Below are 19,445 nucleotides of genomic sequence, written 5' to 3'. Positions count from 1 at the left end.
AGGACATATGGATCAGCTTGCCCATTGAAACAGTCAGTATGTGCATTTCATGGAAAAAGCCGTATCTATAATTATGAAACAATGCTTCCCTATTAACAAGTAGATCCCTTTTTGTGTTCTACTAACCTTTTGTATACTTATGAATGCCCAGCAAATCCCTGTATATTTTCGGGCAATCTACAAATCAACTTCAGATTGGAGGCGTATAATGGAGGCGGGGTGATCATTGGTGAGTGAACGCATATTGGTAATGGAAGACGACGAGGCGATCCGGCAGCTGCTTGAGCAGTTTCTGTCCTCGCAAGGATATAGCGTGACGTCAGCAGCCGATGGAATCGAAGGGCTGCAGCTGTGGAACAAAGACTCTTATGATCTGATTATAACGGATGTCATGATGCCAAGCCTCTCCGGTTATGATGTTGTCCGGATCCTTCGCCAGCAGTCCAACGTGCCGGTTATTTTGCTGACGGCGCTGAGCGAGGAGGAGCAGCAGATCGAAGGCTTCGACAGCGGAACCGACGATTATATGACGAAGCCGTTCTCCTATAAGCTGTTGATCAAAAGAGTCCAAGCCGTCCTGCGGCGGTCGAAGCCCGCCCAAACGGGCAGCTGGCTGGAATTTGAAGAGCTCAGGCTTGATACCGACTCGTACAACGCTTATGTCGACGGCGTCTCCGTGGGACTGACGACGAAGGAGTTTGAGATTTTACAAGCGCTTGTCGAGCAGGCCGGCAAGATCGTAACCCGCGAGCAGCTTTTGGACAAGCTATGGGGCTATGACTATTACGGGGATACCCGGATTATCGATACCCATTTGAAAAATATACGCAAAAAAACTAATATGCCCTATATCAAAACGGTGAAGGGAGTGGGATATAAAATTGAGCGCTAAATGGCTGAAGCATCGCTTATGGAATACGATCATGTTCAAAGTATTCGGCTTGACCGTGGCCGTTCTCCTCCTTTTCTCCGTCTGCACCTACCTGGTTATTTACACCCTGCTGCCCCATACGTACACCACTTACAAGCAGAATCAAATCGACAACGGCATCGACAGCTTCATCGACAAGAGCGCCACGCTCTCGAACGATGAGGCTGTTAAAGCGCTGACGAAACTGCAGGAGCAGACAAACGCCTTTATCATGATTAAGGGCGAATCCCAGCAGATGCTCTACCCCTACATCCAGACTGCTGTAGCCCAAATAACCAAACCGTCAACCTTAACGCCTGTCACATCCCAGTTTCTGAATTCGCAGACGCTTTCGAATGGAGCGATCCCGATCAAGACGCTTTCGGCCAAGGCGCCTCAAACGGCCAGGACCTTGACGTATAATGGTGAAAAAGCGTATTTGACTGCCTATTTCACGCCGCAGCCGATCGATGAGGCATCCAAAGTGCTGGTGCTGCTGTCCCCTTACGTTGCGCTGTTCATCCTCATCGCCGCTGTCGGGGCTTCCTATTTTTATTCGGTTATCATCACAAGGCCCATCCGCAAAATTACGGTTTCCGCCAGCCGGATGGCCCAATTGCAGCTGGATACGCGGATTCCCGTTCATTCTTCCGATGAAATCGGGGGGCTTGCCGCCAGCCTGAACTCCATGGCCGCCAATTTGCAGGAATCGATCAGCGAGCTGAAGACGAGCAACGAACAGCTTCAACAGGACATGATACGCGAGCGGGAGGTGGAGGCGCGCAGAAGGGAATTGTTCTCCGCCGTTTCCCATGAATTGAAATCGCCGCTTACGATCATGAAGGGACAGCTGGAGGGTATGCTTTACAAAATCGGCATATATGCGGATCGGGATGCCTATCTCGACAAAACGCTGCAGGTGGCGGAGGAAATGGAGACGCTGATCGCCGATATTTTGCGCGTTGCGAGATCGGATGACTGGGCGCTTTCAAAAAGCGACGAGAATGTATCCCTGCGCGGGATGGTTGACGGCCTGATGGCCAAATATAAGGAGCTGGGGCTGCAGCGCGGCGTTGCGCTGCATTCGTCGGTACATGAAGACAGCCGGATACGTACCGACGGGGGAATGCTGGAAAAAGCAATGAGCAATATTGTGCATAACGCCATCATTTATACGAATCCCGGAAACAAGGTCGTAGTAAGCGAGGCGGAGAAAACCGGCTGCCGCATGATCGAGATTGTCAATACGGGAGCACATATCGATGAAATGCAGGTTGGCCGCATATTCGAGCCCTTCTACAGGCTTGAGCAGTCCCGGAGCCGGAATACGGGCGGCAGCGGATTGGGCCTCTATATTACCAAACGGATCTTACAGCAGTTAGCGATCGATATTCAGGTCAGAAACACGGAAGAAGGCGTCGTTTTCTCCCTTATTTTCCTGCAAAACGCATCCAAAGCACATCCGGGCTCCATCCAGACTCCAGATAAGCGGGCTAAACTGATAGATGTAAGACACATTCTATCTTAAAGGAGTTTGGTTCAAATGAAAAAGAAACTTGCTGTACTGGGAGTCGGATTGGCTCTCTCCGTCGTCACGGCTCAGGCCGCATTCGCATCTCCGTCCACCGGGAAGGAAATCCCTGCAAGCACAAGTACGGTCACAGCGGCAGCAACCCGTTTCGATCCGGAGGCTTTCAAGGAACTGCTGAAATCGGCAGAGAAGGGAACGTTCACCGTCGTTGACGGAAAAACGATCATCCCCGCAAGCTCCGGCGAAGCGACCTTAACAGCGGTTCCGCTCGACCCCGAAGCCGTTCAGAAATTGCTGGCATCGGCCAAGAAGGGTAAATTGACAGTCGTTAAAGGCGTTGACGTCAAGAATCTTGTAGCTGCAAAAGGGACAACCAATGGGACGCTGTCCTTCCCCGAGGGAGCAGTCAAGATGACGGGCACCCCTATCGATCCGGCGACTGTCAAGAAGCTGCTGCAAGCGAATGGAAAAGCGGTGGGAACGTTGACTGCAGGAGCAGCTCAAGGAACGCTGACGATCTCTTCAAAACAACTATCGCCGGAATTGATCGCGCAGTTGAAAGCACTGCAGCTCAAAACCTCGAAGGCTGAGAGTACACAATCAACTCCTGCTGAAACCGAATAACGAAAGAACAGTTCCAAGTAAAGCAACCGGGCAGTTACCGCCGGTTGCTTTTTTTTGCATAATAAGAACGTCTGTCTTTCCCCATATTTTTCATACATTTCCGGGGGGAGAAACAGAAACTAACTGCGCCGCCGAAGGACGGCGAAAGCCATTCTTCTTGTATAGGGACGGATGGCCATAGACAGGCTGCATGCCAGAAACGGCCTTCATTATCCAGCATTTGCGCTGTTCATACAAGATTCGACCCCATCGTGAGAGAATTTTAACTTGGCGATTAGGACCATAGCGGGTTGTGCGAACATCACCTTGTATGGCAAAGTAATACTATCAGTATTTTTTACCATTGTTCTATAAATAGGAGGTAGTTTCTTATGAAATTCCATTTCTTTGTGGGTAACGATAACGGGAACAGCGAGCATGATCTGATCATTGACGGTAAACTGATTCAGCAGCCGAATGTGAATTGTACGGTGGACGAGCTTCCATGGAGCGAGGAGCAAGCGCCGGAGAGTTTCATCAAGAATCTGCAGGAGCAGCTGGTTGTCACCATTGATTCCCCGGCTGCGCGCCCCGGCATGTACTATGTCGGCAAATTCGCACTGGAGAGCGGGGAGATTCTGGATAATCTGCAGATCGGGATCGACCTCAAAAGCGACATGGATCTGCCGATCATTAACACGCTCGCGCAAATTGCGGCTCTGGCGGTGCAGAAGGCGTATGAGGACGAGAAGAAGATACCTGCGAATATTGAGGTAGAGGCGGATATGGCTACCGCGCTTCCGGTCACGCAGCATACGGACGAGACTTCGTTGAAATTCGAGAAGCGCTTCACGACCGGCTCCCACAATGTCACGGTGCATCTGGGGATGCAGCGGATCGGCGTGAAAATCGTATTCCCTTTCACCAAGGTCGTTCCGGAGGCGACGCCTGTCATCTTCGCCCTGCAGAAGGATGCCGAGGGCAACTGGCGGGAAGGCGAAATCTTCCAATCGTTCATCGAAACCTACGATATCGAGAAGAAGTTTAACGGCAGTTATTTCAAAGACAAGCGGATCCTCCATGTCGATATCGGCGACGGCTCGACGGAATATCCCATCACCGAAGGTAATAAATTTCTCCGCCAATTTGTTTACGGCAGCCATCACGGAGCGGGTTATGCGATTGAAGAGGCGCTTGACGAGTTCAACCGGCTGATCCATCTGACCGACAGCCCCCGGCAGTTTTTCAGCGACGTGCTGAAGAATCCGAAGCATAAATTCCATGCGCGCGCCATCAAGACGCTCAAGAGGCCGCTGGAGAGCCAGGTCAAGCAGATTGTTCAGAATGTCAAACGGCAGCTGACCAAGACGCGGAATGAGATCGATCTGATCTGCGTGTATGGAGGCGGCAGTATTCTGATGCGCTCGATGCTCCACCCTCTGCTTGAGGAGCTGTGCACGGAGCGGGAAATGAAGCTGCTGTATATTCCTGCCGACTATGCAGTCCAGATGAACGCGCTGGGACTGGATGCATTTGTACGGGGGAAAATTTACGAAGCGCTCAAGAACAAAGCGGTGCAGCCGGTTTAAGAGGGGCACCCCGCTTAAAGAATAATCCAAGGACACGAAGAAGGTGGATCATCCCGTGAAAAAAACGAAACTGCCCGGCGACAATATCAGCTTAAAAACAAAAAAATCGGAGGATCCTGCGGTCATGCAGTGGATTAACGCACAGACCAATTTGATGGACTCTCTCCGTTATTTAATCGAGAACGAGATAAACCAGAGCGGTGTCCGTAATCTTCAAGCCTATATTCCAACCGAACGCAGCACCTTGAATTCCTCCGGATCAGCGCAGCTGCAGAATCTGAACAGTGGCGCATTGAGTGCCAACCGCGAATTGGCGGCAGGCTCTATGAGTCCGGATGACAGTGCAGCGGCCGCAGCGCCGGAGGAGCCGGATTCCTCGAATACTGTCGAAGATGAATTCGACGATGAGGATATAGAGGCGTGGACGTAGGAGAGCAATTGTTGCGGAAAAGAATTTCTTGGAAACATTAAGCAGTATAAAGTATTATTAAGAAATACCTGGTAATACCGAAAAATGCCTGTCTGGCAATGCGAAATCCCATAATTCGGCAGATACAAGCAGGAAATTTCAAATTTCCATAGGGCAGTTTACTGAGCATTCTTTAAATGGTCATAGATTTTATGCCACTTTATAATATTTAGTATTACCAAGTGATTCTGAGTGATTCTAAGAATCACCTGACACCCCATTTGTTGCTTGAATTTCATCATTCAGGCTGATCATTAAAAAGCATAATTTGACTCAGGGTCCGGACGGTTGTCCGGACTTTTTTTGACATGATTTTATAATTTTTCATGGCATCAGAAGACGTCGGAAATTAAGATTTCCCCTGCCTGTGGATAAGATGTGCATAAGATTGGGGGTAAGTGTTTTGCGAATATTTGCGTCGGATTGCATAGGTTTGCGTAGGTTGGGGTTCAAAATGAACTGTACGTCATATTCCCTCACACATAACTAACGGTTTAGGGATAGGGAAAAGGTTTGGCCGCTCTTCAGGCAAGCATCCAGGTTGGAAAGGAGAGGGTCCGGTGATTTCATTTCGCGAGGTTGAAAAGTACTACGGCGATTTCCATGTGCTGAATGACATTAATCTTCAGATTGAACAAGGTGAGGTAGTGGTCGTGGTTGGACCGTCCGGTTCAGGCAAAAGCACGCTGCTTCGATGCATCAATCGTCTGGAAACGCTTAAAAGCGGGGAGTTGACGGTGAATGATTTCCCCGTACATGACAAGAAAACGGACATCAACAAGCTGCGGCGCAATATCGGCATGGTTTTTCAGCATTTCAATTTATATCCCCATAAGAAAGTGATCGACAATATTACATTGGCTCCGATGAAGGTGCTGGGACTCTCCAGACAGGAGGCCGAGAAAACCGCCATGTATTACCTGGAGAAAGTAGGCATCCAGGAAAAGGCGCAGCAGTATCCCTCCCAGCTGTCGGGCGGACAGCAGCAGCGCGTGGCGATTGCCCGGGGGCTTGCGATGAAGCCCGGCATAATGCTGTTCGATGAGCCGACATCGGCGCTCGATCCCGAGATGGTCGGCGAGGTGCTGGATGTCATGAAGGCATTGGCGGACGAGGGGATGACCATGGTGATCGTCACCCATGAGATGGGCTTTGCCCGGGAGGTGGCGGACCGGATCGTATTTATGGATAAGGGTCAGATCATTGAAGTGGCGGAGCCCGAGGAATTCTTCACCCAGCCTCGCGAGGAGAGAGCCCGCTTGTTTCTCAACAGGGTGCTGCGCCACTAGAACAACAACAAGTAAAGGAGAGGGTATAAATGAAAGCAAAACAATGGATGATGGCTGGCCTGATGCTGATGCTGGTTTCCGTATTGGTTCTGTCGGGCTGCGGCAATAACAAAGGAAGCAATAATGGCGGCAATGCGGCGAGTGGCGAAAATGCGGCCGGCGGCGGTGATAATGCGAATACGAGCGGTGCCGGCAGCGAGGCTCCGGCAGCAGGCTCCGCCATGCTGGATGAAATCAAGAGCAGGGGCAAGCTGGTGGTGGGCGTTAAATTTGATACGAAGCTGTTCGGCCTGAAGAATCCGATGAACGACGAGGTGGAAGGCTTTGACGTGGATATCGCCAAAGCGCTGGCCAAAATCATTCTCGGGGACGAAACCAAGATTGAGCTCAAGGAAGTAACCTCCAAAACCCGCATGCCGATGCTCAACAACGGCGAAATCGATATGATCATCGCGACGATGACCATTACGGAGGAACGGAAGAAGGAAGTCGACTTTTCGGACATCTATTTTAAAGCGGGACAGTCGCTTCTGGTGAAGAAGGGAAGTCCGATCAAGAGCCTGGATGATGTGACCAAGGATACGAAGGTGCTGGCGGTGAAGGGTTCGACTTCCGTCGATAACATTAAAGAAAAGGCGCCTGACGCTACCGTGCTGGAGTTTGAAAACTATCAGGATGCCTTCAGCGCGCTCAAGGCGGGACAAGGCGATACGCTGACGACCGATAACGCGATCCTGTACGGAATGGTTGCCCAGGACGGCAATTATGAGGTGGTAGGGGAGCCCTTTACGGATGAGCCCTATGGCATCGCGATCAAGAAGGGTGAAACGGCCCTTGTGGATGCGGTCAACGAAGGGCTGAAAACCCTGAAGTCAAATGGCGAATATGACAAAATCTACGAACAATGGATCGGGGAAGCACCCGCGGCGGAATAAAGCAAACGAAACGATTGGGAAAGGGTGGCTTTAATGCCGCCCTTCTTCTCATTCAGATCATCATGGCAAGGAGGATGCATATGCCGGACTTCTCAATCCTTACCGATAATTTCGATATCTATCTGGAAGGCTTCCTCAATACGATCTATTCCAGTGTTATTGCCCTGATCGGAAGCTTTGTACTGGGAACGGTGATCGCGATCTTCCGGATTTCCTCTGTTAAGCCGCTGCGATGGCTGGGATCGATTTATGTGGAATTTATCCGCAACATACCGCTGCTGCTGGTTGTTTTTGTTTTTTTCTATGGACTGCCATCACTCGGCGTTACGCTGAACGGGTTTGTCTGCGGAACAGTCGGACTCACCGTGTACACGGCTTCCTTCATCGCCGAGGTAATCCGGGCAGGCATCCGCTCTGTCCCCAGAGGCCAGACGGAAGCGGCGCAGGCTACTGGGCTTACCTATGTGCAGGCGATGAGGTATATCGTGCTGCCGCAGGCCGTGAAGATCGTTATACCGCCGCTGAGCAACCAGTTCATCAATCTGGTGAAAAATTCGTCGGTGCTTAGTGTTTTTGCGGGACTTGACCTGATGTATTTTGCAGATTCGGTGGCGAGCAGCACGCTGGCTACCTTCGATACCTATATATTTGTCGCGCTCTTCTACCTGGCGCTGACGCTTCCTCTGAGCTATATGGCACTTCATTTCGAACGCAAATGGGCCCGCAGCGGCTAGAAGGAGGGGGAACAGATGGATTTTGCCAATGCTTTCTCCACAGAGAACCTTATGTTCATCCTGGAAGGCTTCTATGTGACGCTGAAGGTCGCTTTTATCTCTATTGTATTAAGCTTTGTGCTGGGTTGTATTGTCGGCACGATTCGCTATACCAAAATGCCGGTTGTTTCGCCCATTCTCGGCATCATCGTCGAAATTCTCCGCAATCTGCCGCTCCTGCTCATTATTTTCTTCACACGCTTTGCCCTGCCGGATGTCGGCATCAAGCTTGGGGTTGTGAATGCGGCCATCGTGGCGCTGACCTTGTTCGAAGGGGCGATGATTTCGGAGATTGTCCGAAGCGGCCTCAGTTCCATCGATAAAGGACAGATCGAAGCGGCCCGTTCTTCGGGGCTCAGCTATGTTCGCACCCTGTGGCATATTATTCTGCCGCAAGGTCTGCGGCGCATGGTCCCGCCGCTTGTCAGCCAGTTTATTTCCCTGCTGAAGGATACGTCCCTGGCCGTCATTATTTCACTGCCGGAGCTGATGAACCATTCCAAGATCGTCATCGGCCAAAGCTATGATTATGTCTTTCCGGTGCTGCTGGTTGCCGCAATCCTGTATTTTACGGTAAACTATGCCCTATCACTGCTATCGAGAAGATTCGAGTCCAGATTGTTATAGCCTTGTGATAGGGGGAAACGGTTTGCCGGAACGAAAACGCCACTACGCCGAATGGGCGCAGATGCTTCTGGTTGCCATTGTGACCGCGGTTGCCGGAGAGTTCAAAATAACGCCTTTCAGCGGAGAGGTATTCCGGATTGGCCTTGGAAGCAGCGCCTTTCTGCTGTGCCTGCTGTTGATGAGGCAGCTGCCTTATGTGTACACAGGGATTGCAACCGGTATTATGGTGCTTCTCTTCCGTACTCTGAAGGACGCGGTGAACCTCTTAGATTTGTTTTCATTTGAAGCAAGCCTGCATACCCACTTCTCCGCGGCGATCTATTATATGATATTTGCAGTGGGGATGAGCCGGATCAAGCCCAAATTATCCGAGTTTCATCCGCTGCTGCTCGGCGGCTTTATTACCTTGATTGAATTTACGTCGAATGAGCTGGAGCTTCTAATCCGGAGCATCATGTTCGGTTATCGGTACCTGTATTCCTCGCAGTGGCTGCTGCTTGGAGCCACCGCCGTGCTGCGCAGCTACTTTATCGTAGGGCTGTACAGCAGCATTACGATCAGCCAGATGAGAGTGGTCCATAACGAGCAGCAAAAAAGAATGGAGCAGATGCTTAATATCGGCTCCGGCCTGTACGGCGAAGTCTTTTATTTGCGGAAATCAATGGACACGCTTGAGCAGATTACGGCCAAAAGCCATAATTTATACGGCAAGCTGAGCGAATCCGGAGAAAAAGCGAACAGCCGCTCGATGCTGGAAATTACGCAGCAGATCCATGAGGTGAAGAAGGATTCCCAGCGCATACTGGCCGGTCTGCTGAAGCTGTTTGACCGGAAGACGACGACAGAGATGTCCCTCTCGGAAATCGTTGATTTTGTGTTCCGCTCGAATCACGGCTACGGCCAGATGCTCCGGAAGGAAATCCGGATGGAGCGTGAGATCAGAGCCGACTACGTCACCGATCATTATATTCTGCTGCTGACGGTGCTGAATAATCTCGTATCCAATTCGGTAGAGGCGATTGATAAGGACGGCCGGATTCGCATACGAATAGATGAGCGGGGAGCGGAGACGGTGATTGCGGTCTCGGATACGGGGACGGGCATTGCCGAGCAGAACAGGGAAATTATTTTCGAACCGGGTTTCACGACAAAATTCAATCAGGCGGGTTATGCGGCGACAGGCATCGGCCTGTCCCATGTCCGGGATATCGTGCATGCATTTGGCGGGAAGCTGCATCTGCAGCCATCGGAGCAGGCAGATGACACCACTTTTGTTTTGGTCTTTTCGACTGATTCATTGAAAAAAGGAGTGTGAGGAACCAGGATGCTCTCATTTGGCATTGTCGATGATGATTCCGCGAGCCGGTTAATGCTGCAGTTCATTATTGAAAAAAGCGGACTGGGTGAGGTGGTGATATCGGCCGGGAATGGGACCACTGGCGAGAAAGGCATCCTGATCGCAAAGCCGGATGTTGTGCTGATCGATCTATTGATGCCCGATCAGGACGGTATTGAAACCATTTACCACTTGAAGCAGCATGGCTTCGGAGGCAAATACGTGATGATTTCGCAGATCGAAAATAAAGAAATGATCGGCAAGGCCTATCAGGCGGGCATTGAATTTTACATTCAGAAGCCCATTAACCGGGTGGAAGTGGAGGCCGTGCTGTCCCGGGTTCATGAGCAGTGGAAGATCGGCTGTTATCTGGGCGAAATCAAGGCGTCCCTGTCGAAATTGAACAGCCTGAGCCCAGAGCTGGGCAGCAGCCCGAAGAAACGGACGGCCCGTGAAATTATCCAATCGATCCTGATGGACCTGGGTATTATCGGCGAGGGCGGCAGCCGGGATATCGTTGAAATTATGGAGCATCTGGTCCATCGCCAGCACCCGGAGACGCTCCCCCCTTTGAAGGAGCTGTACGAGGTCGCAGCCCAGGCGAATAAAGGCTTTGACAGCGATACGGAGAAAGAAGGCAAAGCCGTGGAGCAGCGGATCCGGCGTACGGTCATGGGGGCTTTGACCAATCTTGCCAGCATCGGACTGACCGACTACAGCAATCCCAAATTCGAGCATTACGCGCCGCTGTATTTTGACTTTCAGGACGTGCGCCTGAAGATGAAGGAAATGGATGAGAATCTAAAAACCGATAAAGGAAAGGTGAACATCAAAAAGTTTATGCAAGTCCTGTATATGGAGGTGCTGGATCGTGTAAGGGATGAGCAGCAGCAAATGTAAATAATACGATGAAAAATTTGGCTGAGCCTGCTTCGTCTGCGTCTTAAAGCAAAACCAGGCTGCAACATCCGGTTGGTTGTGTACGTTATAAGGATAACAAATACAACAAGCTGCCGGATGAGGAGAATGAATATGAAGAAGATAGTATTAACTTCAGCGCTCTCAGTCGCCCTGATTATGCCTGTGGCTGGTCAGGCCTTTGCTGCAAGCACTTTCACGGATATCGACAACAGCACGGCCAAGACTCAAATTGAAGCCCTGCAGGATAAAGGGATGGTCAGCGGTATAACGGCGACCGAATTCCGCCCAGCCGCCGAGCTGACTGCGGCACAAGGAATCGCCATGGTTGTCAAAGGCATGCAGCTGAGCCTGGCGGCAATCGACTTCAATAAGGCGCCTACAGCAGAAGGCTACTACACTACGGTCACCAGCGACGCCTGGTATGCGGACAACTTCGTAGTCGCACGGGCCAACCAGCTCGATATTCCCGGGGATATCGATCCCAGGGCCCCGATGACCAAGGAAGCCTTCGTTCATTATCTCGTGCAGGGTCTGGAGAAAACCGGGCAGTATCCAACGGTCAAAATGTTTATCCCGATCGAAGATGAGAAGGATATTACGGTTGATTTCCAGGGCACAATTCAGCGCGCATTGCTCTACAAGCTGACAGCGCTGGATGATAAAGGCGAGTTTCATCCGCAGGCAGTAATCACACGCGAGGAAGCGGCGGTTATGCTGTTCAATGCCGCTGAATTTGTGGAGAGCCACAAGGACATGGATAACGGAGCAGGCGCCGGCAGTGTTGAAGGCACGGATGACGTTGACGGAGCCGGCCTGACAGACGGTTCCCGGCCAGCGGACGGTTCCGATGCGGCGGGTGGAACGGACGGAGCCGCCGGGACGGATGCGGCGAACGGGACCGATGCGGGCGTAGGCGGAACGGAAGGTTAAGCCAAACAGCTGCAAATAGCTGGCGGAGTTAGAAGCAGCTGCTTCCATATACGCGATCATTATTTACCGGCTTTCTTACAAAAAAGGATAGAGCGATCAGATTAACATCTGATTCTCTATCCTTTTTGTTTTAGTCGCCCATTTGGAATCTTCCCGCAAGCTCCCTCTTATCTGAAGCGGCGGAAGAAGGCCTGAATGTCGGGAGCCAGAAGATCCGGCGCATCCATGGCGGCAAAGTGGGTGCCGCGGTCGAATTCCGACCAGTGCGCAATGTTGGTATTGTCGCGCTCCGCGAAGCGCCGGATGGATTTGAAGTCATGGCCGCAGACAGCCAAGCCGGTCACAGCCGTATTCGGCCCTTCCCCGCCCTGCTGATTATGCGCATTCTCGTAATACAGGCGGGCGGAGGATTCGGCTGTATTGGTCAGCCAATAGATCATAACATTCGTCAACAAAGCGTCGCGGTCAATGAAATCGATGTGGTCGCCGAAGCCATTGAACAGCTCGGCAATCCAGGCGAGCTGACCGGCTGGTGAATCCGCTTGCCCATAGGCAAGCGTCTGCGGGCGGGTCGACTGAATGGCGTTGAAGCCTGCCCGCTCATGGAAATTGGCCAGAAATTGCAGGCGCTTCTGATCGTCTTCGGTCAGCCCGGCCATCTCTGCGGGATCGCCGGAAGGGAAGGAGAACAGCTGCAGCACATGGATGCCGATAAGACCATCCGGCTTCTGGATACCCAGCTCACGGGATACAAGCGAGCCCAGGTCGCTGCCATGAGAACCGTATTGCTCATAACCCAGACGTTTCATGAGTTCTGCCCAGGCTCTGGCGATACGGGAGATGTTCCAGCCCGGTTCAAGGTCAGACCCGGAGAAGCCAAAGCCGGGCACGGAGGGAATCACGAGATGGAAGGCATCCGCCGGATTGCCGCCGTAGGCCCGGGGATTGGCAAGCGGTCCGATCAGGTCGAGGAACTCGACAATAGAGCTCGGCCAGCCATGCGTAAGCAAGAGCGGAATCGCGTCAGGCTCAGGCGAACGGACATGCATGAAATGGATACGGGCGCCGTCGATTGTCGTCGTGAATTGGGGGAATTCATTCAGACGCGCTTCGTGCTTGCACCAGTCGTACTTATTCTGCCAGTACTCTGCCAGTTCTTTCACATACGCGAGCGACACGCCGTACTTCCAGCCTGCTCCCGGCAGCGCATCAGGCCAGCGGGTATGGGACAAGCGGTACTGCAGGTCATCAAGGTCAGCCTGCGGAATATCGATCTGGAAAGGACGGATTTCAGTGTCTGCGGCTTGTGATGTTGGTTGAGTCATTGTCATTGGTAGTACCTCCTCGGGTTTGGGTTATCTTGTTCGTTGCTATATTTCTATCTTAAGCCATGCACCCTGACAGCTGTATGTCAGGGTGCAAAGGGGCTGAAAAACAACTCGACGCCATTATTAGTTGAACATTTGATGAACATTCCCAAAATGGCGGGCTTGGCAGAGGGAAGAAGGCTTGCGCCCGGACTTGGCAGCCCTATATAATAATCATAAATTCAAAAGTAAACGGGTGTTTATTTATGCAGGTCCTCAAGGATGAAATGAAAAAGAATATTCTGCGCTCTGCCCTGCTGGAATTCAAGCAGCATGGCTACAGGGACGCTTCCATGCGTCAAATCGCGCATACAGCAGGCATCACGCCAGGGAATATTTATCGGTATTTTTCCAGCAAGGAAACGATTCTCCATGAGCTCATCCAGCCCACCTACGAGAGATTCGTCGGATATGTGCTGGAGATCAGGCAGGATATGGACAATACCCACACCAAGGAAGCGGACAGTTCCCTGATTTATCTCCACAAGATACAGGGCACAATCGTGAAGCTGTTCAACCAGTCGAGTCCCGAGCTGTCCATTCTGCTGAACAGGAGCGAAGGCTCCAAGTATGAGAATGTGAAGCAGGAGCTGACGACGGTCATTTTCTCGATTCTGGAAAAGGCCTTTCACACGTTCCAGAATAGCGGAAGCGCACGGCGTCAGGAGGAAGAGAATCAGGCAGCGCGGATGATAGCGGCGACCATTGTCGAGGGCATGTGCATTATTTTGCGGGATTATGAGGATGGGGATACGATTGAACGGCTGGTGGATGAGCTGATCCGCATCTACTTCGCGGGTATCGGCGACAAAATAAACAGAAGCTAGAATCAAATTTTTTTGCTTCAATAATGAACGGCTGTTTACTATGGGTATTCGGGAGGAATTGCTGCTTATGCAAAAAATCATCAAATGGCGCTGGATTCTATTAATAGTCTGGCTCGCGGCCACTGTGCTGCTGACGGTATTTCAACCGGATGTAAATGCGATTTTGCAGGAAAGAGGGCAGGATCCGCTTGCGGACAACAGTCCCTCCAAGATGGCGGCTTCGATTCTGAAGGATATGACGGGTGCGACAGGCACGAGCAATATTGTCGTTTTTCATAACGAGAATAAACTTTCCGACGAGGATATGAAGGGCATTGAAGCGGGCATTGCCAACCTGAAGGCCCACCAGAAGGAGCTTGGATTCGATGAGCTACTGGACCCCTTCTCGCTTCCGGAGGCGAAATCCTCGCTGATCTCCGGAGACGGGACGACGCTGATGGCCAGCTTCAGCCTGAACAAGGACGGCCGCGGGGTGGACTTGATCCAGGAGCAGTTCGATGCGGTGCTGAAGGACGTGAAGGTCCCGTATTATTTGAGCGGAGAGGACTTTATCCAGAACGATTATATTAAAGCCTCAACATCCGGAGTGGAGAAAAGCGCCATTCTGACGGTTATTTTCATTCTGGCCGTGCTCATTATTATGTTTCGCTCCATTATTATTCCGTTTGTATCGCTGGCGGCGGTCGGCTTCTCCTATCTATGCTCCATGGGGATCGCCGCACAGGTCATTGATAAGCTGAATTTCCCCGTGACGAGCGTCACGCAGATGCTGCTTGTGCTCATTCTGTTCGGTATCGGAACGGATTACAATATTCTGCTGTTCAACAGGTTCAAGGAAGAGTTATCGCATGGCCGGACCATTGACGATGCCATTATCCATACGTACCGGACAGCAGGCAAGACGATTTTGTACAGCATTCTGACGGTGTTCATCGCTTTCGCGGCGCTGAGCTTCTCAAATTTTGGCATATACAAGTCTGCGAATGTGGTCGCCATCGGCACAGTCATCCTGCTGCTGGAAATTGTCACGCTGACTCCATTCCTGATGAAGACGCTGGGCACCAAATTGTTCTGGCCGTCGAAGAATGTGGCCGCAGGCCACAAGGAAAGCAAGTTCTGGGCGGGCCTGACGGCTATCTCCGTCAAGCACCCCATTGTGGTTACGGCTGTTATCCTTATCGCAATGGTCCCAGCGGTGATGTTCAGCTCGCAGAAGCTGTCCTTTGACCAGCTGGGGGAGCTTGGAGACGGTTATCCGTCGACCAAGGGCTTCAGCATTGTAGCCGAGCATTTCAGCAGGGGGCAGGCGCTGCCGACAACGGTCGTGATCAAGGACGACAATGCGCTGAATACGAACGAATCGCTTGGCGTCATTGACAAGCTGACCGACAGGCTCAAGGGCATCGAGGGGATCAAGCAGGTGTCCAGCATCACGCAGCCGCAGGGCGAGGCGGTTGATGATTTCTATATCAGCACCCAGACGGAAAGCGTGACAGAGGGTATTGCGGCGTCCAAGGATGGTGTCGATCAGATCCAGGGCGGCCTGCAGCAAATGAACGACGGGCTGCAGAGTCCCGATTTTGCCAACGTCCAGCAGCTGGTATCGGGTACCGGGGAAGTGCAGCAGGGTTACACGCAAATTACCGATGCGCTGAGCCAGGTATCCTCCGGCATCAGCCAGGGCGCGGATGGGGCGGGGGATCTCAAGGACGGGATTACCTCCTTGAAGGCAGGGCTGAAGACCGTCGCAGCGAACACCTCCAAGCTGTCCGATGGGATGTCCGCACTTCAAACCGGTTACTCTTCTCTGGCAGGCGGGTACAAGAAGCTGGAAGGACAGCTTCCCGGCATCCAGCAGGGACTTGGCGGAATGAACGGGCTGATCGGCAGCCTTGGAACCAAATACAGCGAGCTGAGCGGGGATCAGGATTATATTACGCTGAAGAAGACGGGAACTGATCTGGAGACAGGCATCGCCCAGCTTAGCGGCGGTCTTCAGGAGCTGAACAGGAATGTTGTGAAATTGAACGCCTCCTTTGCCCAATCGGCGGGCGGGCTGAAGCAGATTGCTTCTGCGCAGTCGCAGATGGTGACGGGGCTGTCGGCTCTGGAGAGCGGCGCGGGCAAGCTGACAACGGGTCTCCAGGCAGGCAGCTCGGGAAGCAAGGAAATCGCCGCTAATATGAAGAAGCTGAACGCGGCTCTTGCAAGCATCAAGGACGGTCAGCAGCAGCTCAATACGGGACTGTCCCAGCTCTCAGGGGGCATGGCGCAGCTGAAGGACGGCCTCGGCCAAAGCGGCAGCGGTCTTGGCGATATCTCGGACGGCCTCGGCAAGACGGGCGAATTCCTGACGCAGCTGAAGTCGTCCAGGACATTCTTCATTCCGCGCGAAGCGCTGGAGAGCGCGGATTTCAATAAAGCGGAGGACAGCTTTATGTCCAAGGACCGTAAAACAACCAAGCTCATTGTCGTGCTGGACAATGATCCTTATTCTCCGGCAGCCATGGACACCATTGAGCAGATCAACAAAGAACTGGCCGGGAGCCTGAGCGGAACGGCGCTTGCCGATGCCGAGTACGGGGCTGCCGGACCAAGCTCAACCACCTATGATACGAATAAGGTGCAGATCGAGAGCTTTAACGGCACAGCCATCATCGTCATTATCGGGGTGTTCCTCGTGCTGCTGCTGGTTATTCGCGCGATTCTGCCAACCATTTATATTATTTTGTCTCTGGTCGCTTCCTATTATGTTGCGATGACGGCGACCAATATTGTGACGCATTATATCATTGGCGCCGATGGCGTATCGTCCTTCGTCCCTTTCTTCTCCTTCATCATCATCATTGCGGTAGGTGTGGATTATAGCATCTTCCTGATGATGCGCTACAAGGAGGAGGGCGTGATGGAGCCAAGAACGGCTATCGTGCAGGCAGCCAAGCATATTGGCGGAGTTATCATCTCGGCCATGGTAATTCTTGGCGGAACCTTCGCAACGCTCATTCCATCGGGGCTTGTCCTGCTGGTGGAGCTGGCCAGCGCCGTCATTGTCGGTCTGATCGTGCTCTGTTATATATTTCTCCCTATGCTTCTGCCCGCGCTGCTTGTCCTCCCGGATGCCAGAAGCAGGAAAAGGGCCGCAAGCGAAGCCAGTCCGCTGCATGCCGTAAGAGCGAAAACTGGAAATGGGTAGTATTGTCCCCTGCCCCCAGTTAGTGCTACAATAAGCAGCAACAGCATACAAATCCACAGCATGCGTCGAGGCAGCTGTGGGAGAGGTTCTAGCAACACCCTCTATAAAAAACTAAGGAAACGGTACCTCCTTAGGTGCCGTTTTTTTATGCCGAAAATATTGATTCCCATTATATGCGATTCGAAGGAAGAAGCTGTATCGCTGGAAAAGACCGGCCGGGAAAGGAGTAGATGCGGTACATGCGTCTCTATAAGCTTTTGCTCGGTAATGGCAGAATAGGAGAGGAAGATGATAATGAATGAGCAGAAAGCAGTTGTTGTTTTCAGCGGCGGGCAGGACAGCACGACCTGTCTGTATGACGCCATGAGGCGTTTCCGCGAGGTGGAGGTCGTGACCTTCAATTATGGGCAGCGCCATAAGCTTGAACTGGAAAGCGCAGCGCGTATTGCGTCTGATCTGGGCATCCGCCAGCATGTGCTGGACATGTCCTTGATCAATCAGCTGGCGCCGAATGCGTTGACAAGAGATGATATTGCCATTGACCAGAAGGAAGGAGAGCTTCCTTCGACCTTTGTGGACGGGCGTAATTTGCTGTTCCTGTCCTTCGCCGCGGTACTGGCCAAGCAGCAGGGTGCGCGCCATATTATAACCGGCGTCAGCCAGTCCGATTTCAGCGGTTATCCGGATTGCAGGGATGTGTTCATCAAATCGCTGAATGTAACCTTGAATCTCTCCATGAATTACGAATTCGTCATTGAAACGCCGCTCATGTGGCTGACCAAAGCGCAGACATGGCAGCTCGCGGATGACCTGGGCGTATTCGAGCAGGTGCGGAATCATACGTTAACCTGCTATAACGGCATCATCGCGGATGGCTGCGGAGAATGTCCGGCGTGCCTGCTGCGCGCCAATGGACTGCGGGAATATGAAGCGGCCAAAAGCGAGGGACGGCGCTTATGATTCAACAAATCTATCCGTCCACCCCGCATCCCTATCAGTACGAGCTTAACAAGGATTTGCAGTTCGCCGCCGCCCATTATGTTCCGGGTCCGGGCGCGGGGCACTGCGGCAATATGCATGGCCATACGTATTTCGCCAATGTGACCATTGCCGGGAATGAGCTGGACGAGAACGGGTTTCTCGTCAACTTCTCGGATATCAAGAAGCTGATCCATGACCGTTTCGATCATTCTCTGCTCAATGAGCACACCGCGTTATTCAGCGATCAGGACCCAGACCGGTATCCGACTACGGAGATCGTCGCCCGTACGATGTTTGAGCTTATTAAGGAATTTCTGGACCGTATGTCGTCGAAGCCGCGCTGCGTGCAGATTTTTTTGCGGGAGACGCCGACCAGCTACGTGGTGTTCCGTCCTGCAGCGGGAGGTTCCTATGGCTCCTAGCAAATTTCCCGTCATTGAAATATTCGGTCCAACCGTACAGGGAGAGGGAATGGTCATTGGCCAGAAAACGATGTTCGTGCGCATGGCCGGCTGCGACTACCGGTGCTCGTGGTGCGATTCCGCCTTTACCTGGGACGGCTCGGGCAAGGCGGAGATCCGCATGCTGAGCGTAGCGGAAATCGCCGCCGAGCTCGACAGCATTGCGGGCGACACCTACTCGCATGTAACGGTATCCGGAGGCAATCCGGCGCTGCTGCCCCATCTGAACGAGCTGATCGAGCTTCTGCACGGCAGCGGAATCGGAGTGGCGCTGGAGACCCAGGGAAGCATCTGGCAGGACTGGTTTCTGCACATTGACGAGCTGACGCTGTCGCCCAAACCGCCAAGCTCCGGCATGAAGACGGACTGGGACGTGCTGGATACGATTGTCGGCAAGCTCAGCGCCCAAGAGCGGAATTTCAGCTTGAAGGTCGTTGTGTTTGATGAAACGGATCTGCAGTATGCGATTTCCACCCATCAGCGTTACGACGGGGTGCCTTTCTATGTGCAGGCTGGCAACGAGGATGTGAAGGAGCAGGATGCTTCACTCCTGCTGCAGGCGCTCCTGTCCAAGTATATGTGGCTGGTGGAGCAGGTTATGGCATCGGCGGAATTGACCAGGATTCGGGTGCTGCCGCAGCTGCATGCCTGGCTTTGGGGCAACAAGCGGGGATTTTAACCAAGAGAGGGGAGAAATGAACGG

Annotated in this window: 18 protein-coding genes and 1 riboswitch; of the genes, 17 read left to right on the top strand and 1 reads right to left on the bottom strand. The window is 52.4% G+C overall.

Annotation, left to right across the window (positions count from 1 at the left end):
* The first annotated feature begins 226 nt into the window (after positions 1–226).
* The 12 genes from AC0YOA_RS25025 to AC0YOA_RS24970 all read left to right on the top strand — a co-directional run bounded on the left by AC0YOA_RS25025 (position 227) and on the right by AC0YOA_RS24970 (position 11,913).
* Entirely contained in the window at positions 227–892 is a 666-nt protein-coding gene (locus tag AC0YOA_RS25025) for a response regulator transcription factor (protein WP_475788941.1), read from the top strand.
* Positions 882–2,438 (top strand): sensor histidine kinase, encoded by a 1,557-nt coding sequence (locus AC0YOA_RS25020; RefSeq protein WP_475788940.1) that lies wholly within the window; start codon positions 882–884, stop codon positions 2,436–2,438. The genes AC0YOA_RS25025 and AC0YOA_RS25020 overlap by 11 nt, the downstream gene beginning before the upstream one ends.
* Positions 2,439–2,453: 15 nt before the next feature.
* A complete protein-coding gene (locus tag AC0YOA_RS25015; protein WP_475788939.1) occupies positions 2,454–3,065 on the top strand; it encodes a hypothetical protein in 612 nt (203 codons plus the stop codon).
* Between the two features lie 371 nt (positions 3,066–3,436).
* The gene (locus tag AC0YOA_RS25010) at positions 3,437–4,633 is read left to right on the top strand and encodes a ParM/StbA family protein (protein WP_475788938.1); all 1,197 of its coding nucleotides are present in this window, start codon (positions 3,437–3,439) and stop codon (positions 4,631–4,633) included.
* Between the two features lie 55 nt (positions 4,634–4,688).
* Positions 4,689–5,063, top strand: coding sequence for a hypothetical protein (locus tag AC0YOA_RS25005; RefSeq protein WP_475788937.1), 375 nt, complete (start codon positions 4,689–4,691; stop codon positions 5,061–5,063).
* Between the two features lie 599 nt (positions 5,064–5,662).
* The gene (locus AC0YOA_RS25000) at positions 5,663–6,391 is read left to right on the top strand and encodes an amino acid ABC transporter ATP-binding protein (protein ID WP_475788936.1); all 729 of its coding nucleotides are present in this window, start codon (positions 5,663–5,665) and stop codon (positions 6,389–6,391) included.
* Positions 6,392–6,420: 29 nt separating this feature from the next.
* Positions 6,421–7,326 (top strand): transporter substrate-binding domain-containing protein, encoded by a 906-nt coding sequence (locus AC0YOA_RS24995; RefSeq protein ID WP_475788935.1) that lies wholly within the window; start codon positions 6,421–6,423, stop codon positions 7,324–7,326.
* A gap of 80 nt (positions 7,327–7,406) precedes the next feature.
* Entirely contained in the window at positions 7,407–8,060 is a 654-nt protein-coding gene (locus tag AC0YOA_RS24990; RefSeq protein ID WP_475769451.1) for an amino acid ABC transporter permease, read from the top strand.
* A 15-nt stretch (positions 8,061–8,075) separates the two neighbouring features.
* The gene (locus AC0YOA_RS24985) at positions 8,076–8,726 is read left to right on the top strand and encodes an amino acid ABC transporter permease (protein WP_210039215.1); all 651 of its coding nucleotides are present in this window, start codon (positions 8,076–8,078) and stop codon (positions 8,724–8,726) included.
* Positions 8,727–8,748: 22 nt separating this feature from the next.
* A complete protein-coding gene (locus AC0YOA_RS24980; protein WP_475788934.1) occupies positions 8,749–10,041 on the top strand; it encodes an ATP-binding protein in 1,293 nt (430 codons plus the stop codon).
* Between the two features lie 9 nt (positions 10,042–10,050).
* Entirely contained in the window at positions 10,051–10,962 is a 912-nt protein-coding gene (locus tag AC0YOA_RS24975) for a response regulator (RefSeq protein ID WP_210039214.1), read from the top strand.
* 132 nt (positions 10,963–11,094) lie between these two features.
* Positions 11,095–11,913 carry an S-layer homology domain-containing protein gene (locus AC0YOA_RS24970; protein ID WP_475788933.1) on the top strand — a complete coding sequence of 273 codons (819 nt, stop codon included), beginning with the start codon at positions 11,095–11,097 and terminating at the stop codon, positions 11,911–11,913.
* A 167-nt stretch (positions 11,914–12,080) separates the two neighbouring features.
* Here AC0YOA_RS24970 and AC0YOA_RS24965 read toward each other — a convergent pair whose 3' ends face one another.
* A complete protein-coding gene (locus AC0YOA_RS24965) occupies positions 12,081–13,244 on the bottom strand; it encodes an epoxide hydrolase family protein (RefSeq protein ID WP_475788932.1) in 1,164 nt (387 codons plus the stop codon).
* A 263-nt stretch (positions 13,245–13,507) separates the two neighbouring features.
* On the opposite strand from AC0YOA_RS24965, the gene AC0YOA_RS24960 reads away from it, so the two are divergent.
* The 5 genes from AC0YOA_RS24960 (at position 13,508) to queE (ending at position 19,421) form a co-directional block, all read left to right on the top strand.
* Positions 13,508–14,107, top strand: coding sequence for a TetR/AcrR family transcriptional regulator (locus tag AC0YOA_RS24960; RefSeq protein ID WP_475788931.1), 600 nt, complete (start codon positions 13,508–13,510; stop codon positions 14,105–14,107).
* A gap of 67 nt (positions 14,108–14,174) precedes the next feature.
* Complete coding sequence (locus AC0YOA_RS24955; RefSeq protein WP_475788930.1) at positions 14,175–17,300, top strand: MMPL family transporter; 3,126 nt, start codon at positions 14,175–14,177, stop codon at positions 17,298–17,300.
* Positions 17,301–17,376: 76 nt separating this feature from the next.
* A riboswitch (PreQ1 riboswitch) is annotated at positions 17,377–17,421 on the top strand.
* Positions 17,422–17,588: 167 nt separating this feature from the next.
* Positions 17,589–18,260: a 7-cyano-7-deazaguanine synthase QueC gene (queC, locus tag AC0YOA_RS24950; protein ID WP_475788929.1), complete on the top strand. Its 672-nt coding sequence runs from the start codon at positions 17,589–17,591 to the stop codon at positions 18,258–18,260.
* A complete protein-coding gene (locus AC0YOA_RS24945; RefSeq protein ID WP_475788928.1) occupies positions 18,257–18,703 on the top strand; it encodes a 6-pyruvoyl trahydropterin synthase family protein in 447 nt (148 codons plus the stop codon). The genes queC and AC0YOA_RS24945 overlap by 4 nt, the downstream gene beginning before the upstream one ends.
* On the top strand, positions 18,693–19,421 hold the full coding sequence (queE, locus tag AC0YOA_RS24940) for a 7-carboxy-7-deazaguanine synthase QueE (protein WP_475788927.1): 729 nt from the start codon (positions 18,693–18,695) through the stop codon (positions 19,419–19,421). The genes AC0YOA_RS24945 and queE overlap by 11 nt, the downstream gene beginning before the upstream one ends.
* Positions 19,422–19,445 lie beyond the last annotated feature (24 nt).

This window comes from Paenibacillus sp. JT22N12 (genome assembly GCF_056269365.1).
The sequence above is the reverse complement of the archived record's forward strand: the minus strand, read 5'-3'. Positions and strand labels throughout refer to the sequence as shown.

What these genes read in the sequence shown, in the direction of transcription:
- AC0YOA_RS25015 (WP_475788939.1), top strand. Translation starts at nt 2,454, where the DNA reads ATGAAAAAGAAACTTGCTGTACTGGGAGTCGGATTGGCTCTCTCCGTC.
- AC0YOA_RS24945 (WP_475788928.1), top strand. Translation starts at nt 18,257, where the DNA reads ATGATTCAACAAATCTATCCGTCCACCCCGCATCCCTATCAGTACGAG.
- queC (WP_475788929.1), top strand. Translation starts at nt 17,589, where the DNA reads ATGATAATGAATGAGCAGAAAGCAGTTGTTGTTTTCAGCGGCGGGCAG.
- AC0YOA_RS24990 (WP_475769451.1), top strand. Translation starts at nt 7,407, where the DNA reads ATGCCGGACTTCTCAATCCTTACCGATAATTTCGATATCTATCTGGAA.
- queE (WP_475788927.1), top strand. Translation starts at nt 18,693, where the DNA reads ATGGCTCCTAGCAAATTTCCCGTCATTGAAATATTCGGTCCAACCGTA.
- AC0YOA_RS24985 (WP_210039215.1), top strand. Translation starts at nt 8,076, where the DNA reads ATGGATTTTGCCAATGCTTTCTCCACAGAGAACCTTATGTTCATCCTG.
- AC0YOA_RS24975 (WP_210039214.1), top strand. Translation starts at nt 10,051, where the DNA reads ATGCTCTCATTTGGCATTGTCGATGATGATTCCGCGAGCCGGTTAATG.
- AC0YOA_RS24995 (WP_475788935.1), top strand. Translation starts at nt 6,421, where the DNA reads ATGAAAGCAAAACAATGGATGATGGCTGGCCTGATGCTGATGCTGGTT.
- AC0YOA_RS24965 (WP_475788932.1), bottom strand. Translation starts at nt 13,244, where the DNA reads ATGACAATGACTCAACCAACATCACAAGCCGCAGACACTGAAATCCGT.
- AC0YOA_RS24970 (WP_475788933.1), top strand. Translation starts at nt 11,095, where the DNA reads ATGAAGAAGATAGTATTAACTTCAGCGCTCTCAGTCGCCCTGATTATG.
- AC0YOA_RS24960 (WP_475788931.1), top strand. Translation starts at nt 13,508, where the DNA reads ATGAAAAAGAATATTCTGCGCTCTGCCCTGCTGGAATTCAAGCAGCAT.
- AC0YOA_RS24955 (WP_475788930.1), top strand. Translation starts at nt 14,175, where the DNA reads ATGCAAAAAATCATCAAATGGCGCTGGATTCTATTAATAGTCTGGCTC.
- AC0YOA_RS25010 (WP_475788938.1), top strand. Translation starts at nt 3,437, where the DNA reads ATGAAATTCCATTTCTTTGTGGGTAACGATAACGGGAACAGCGAGCAT.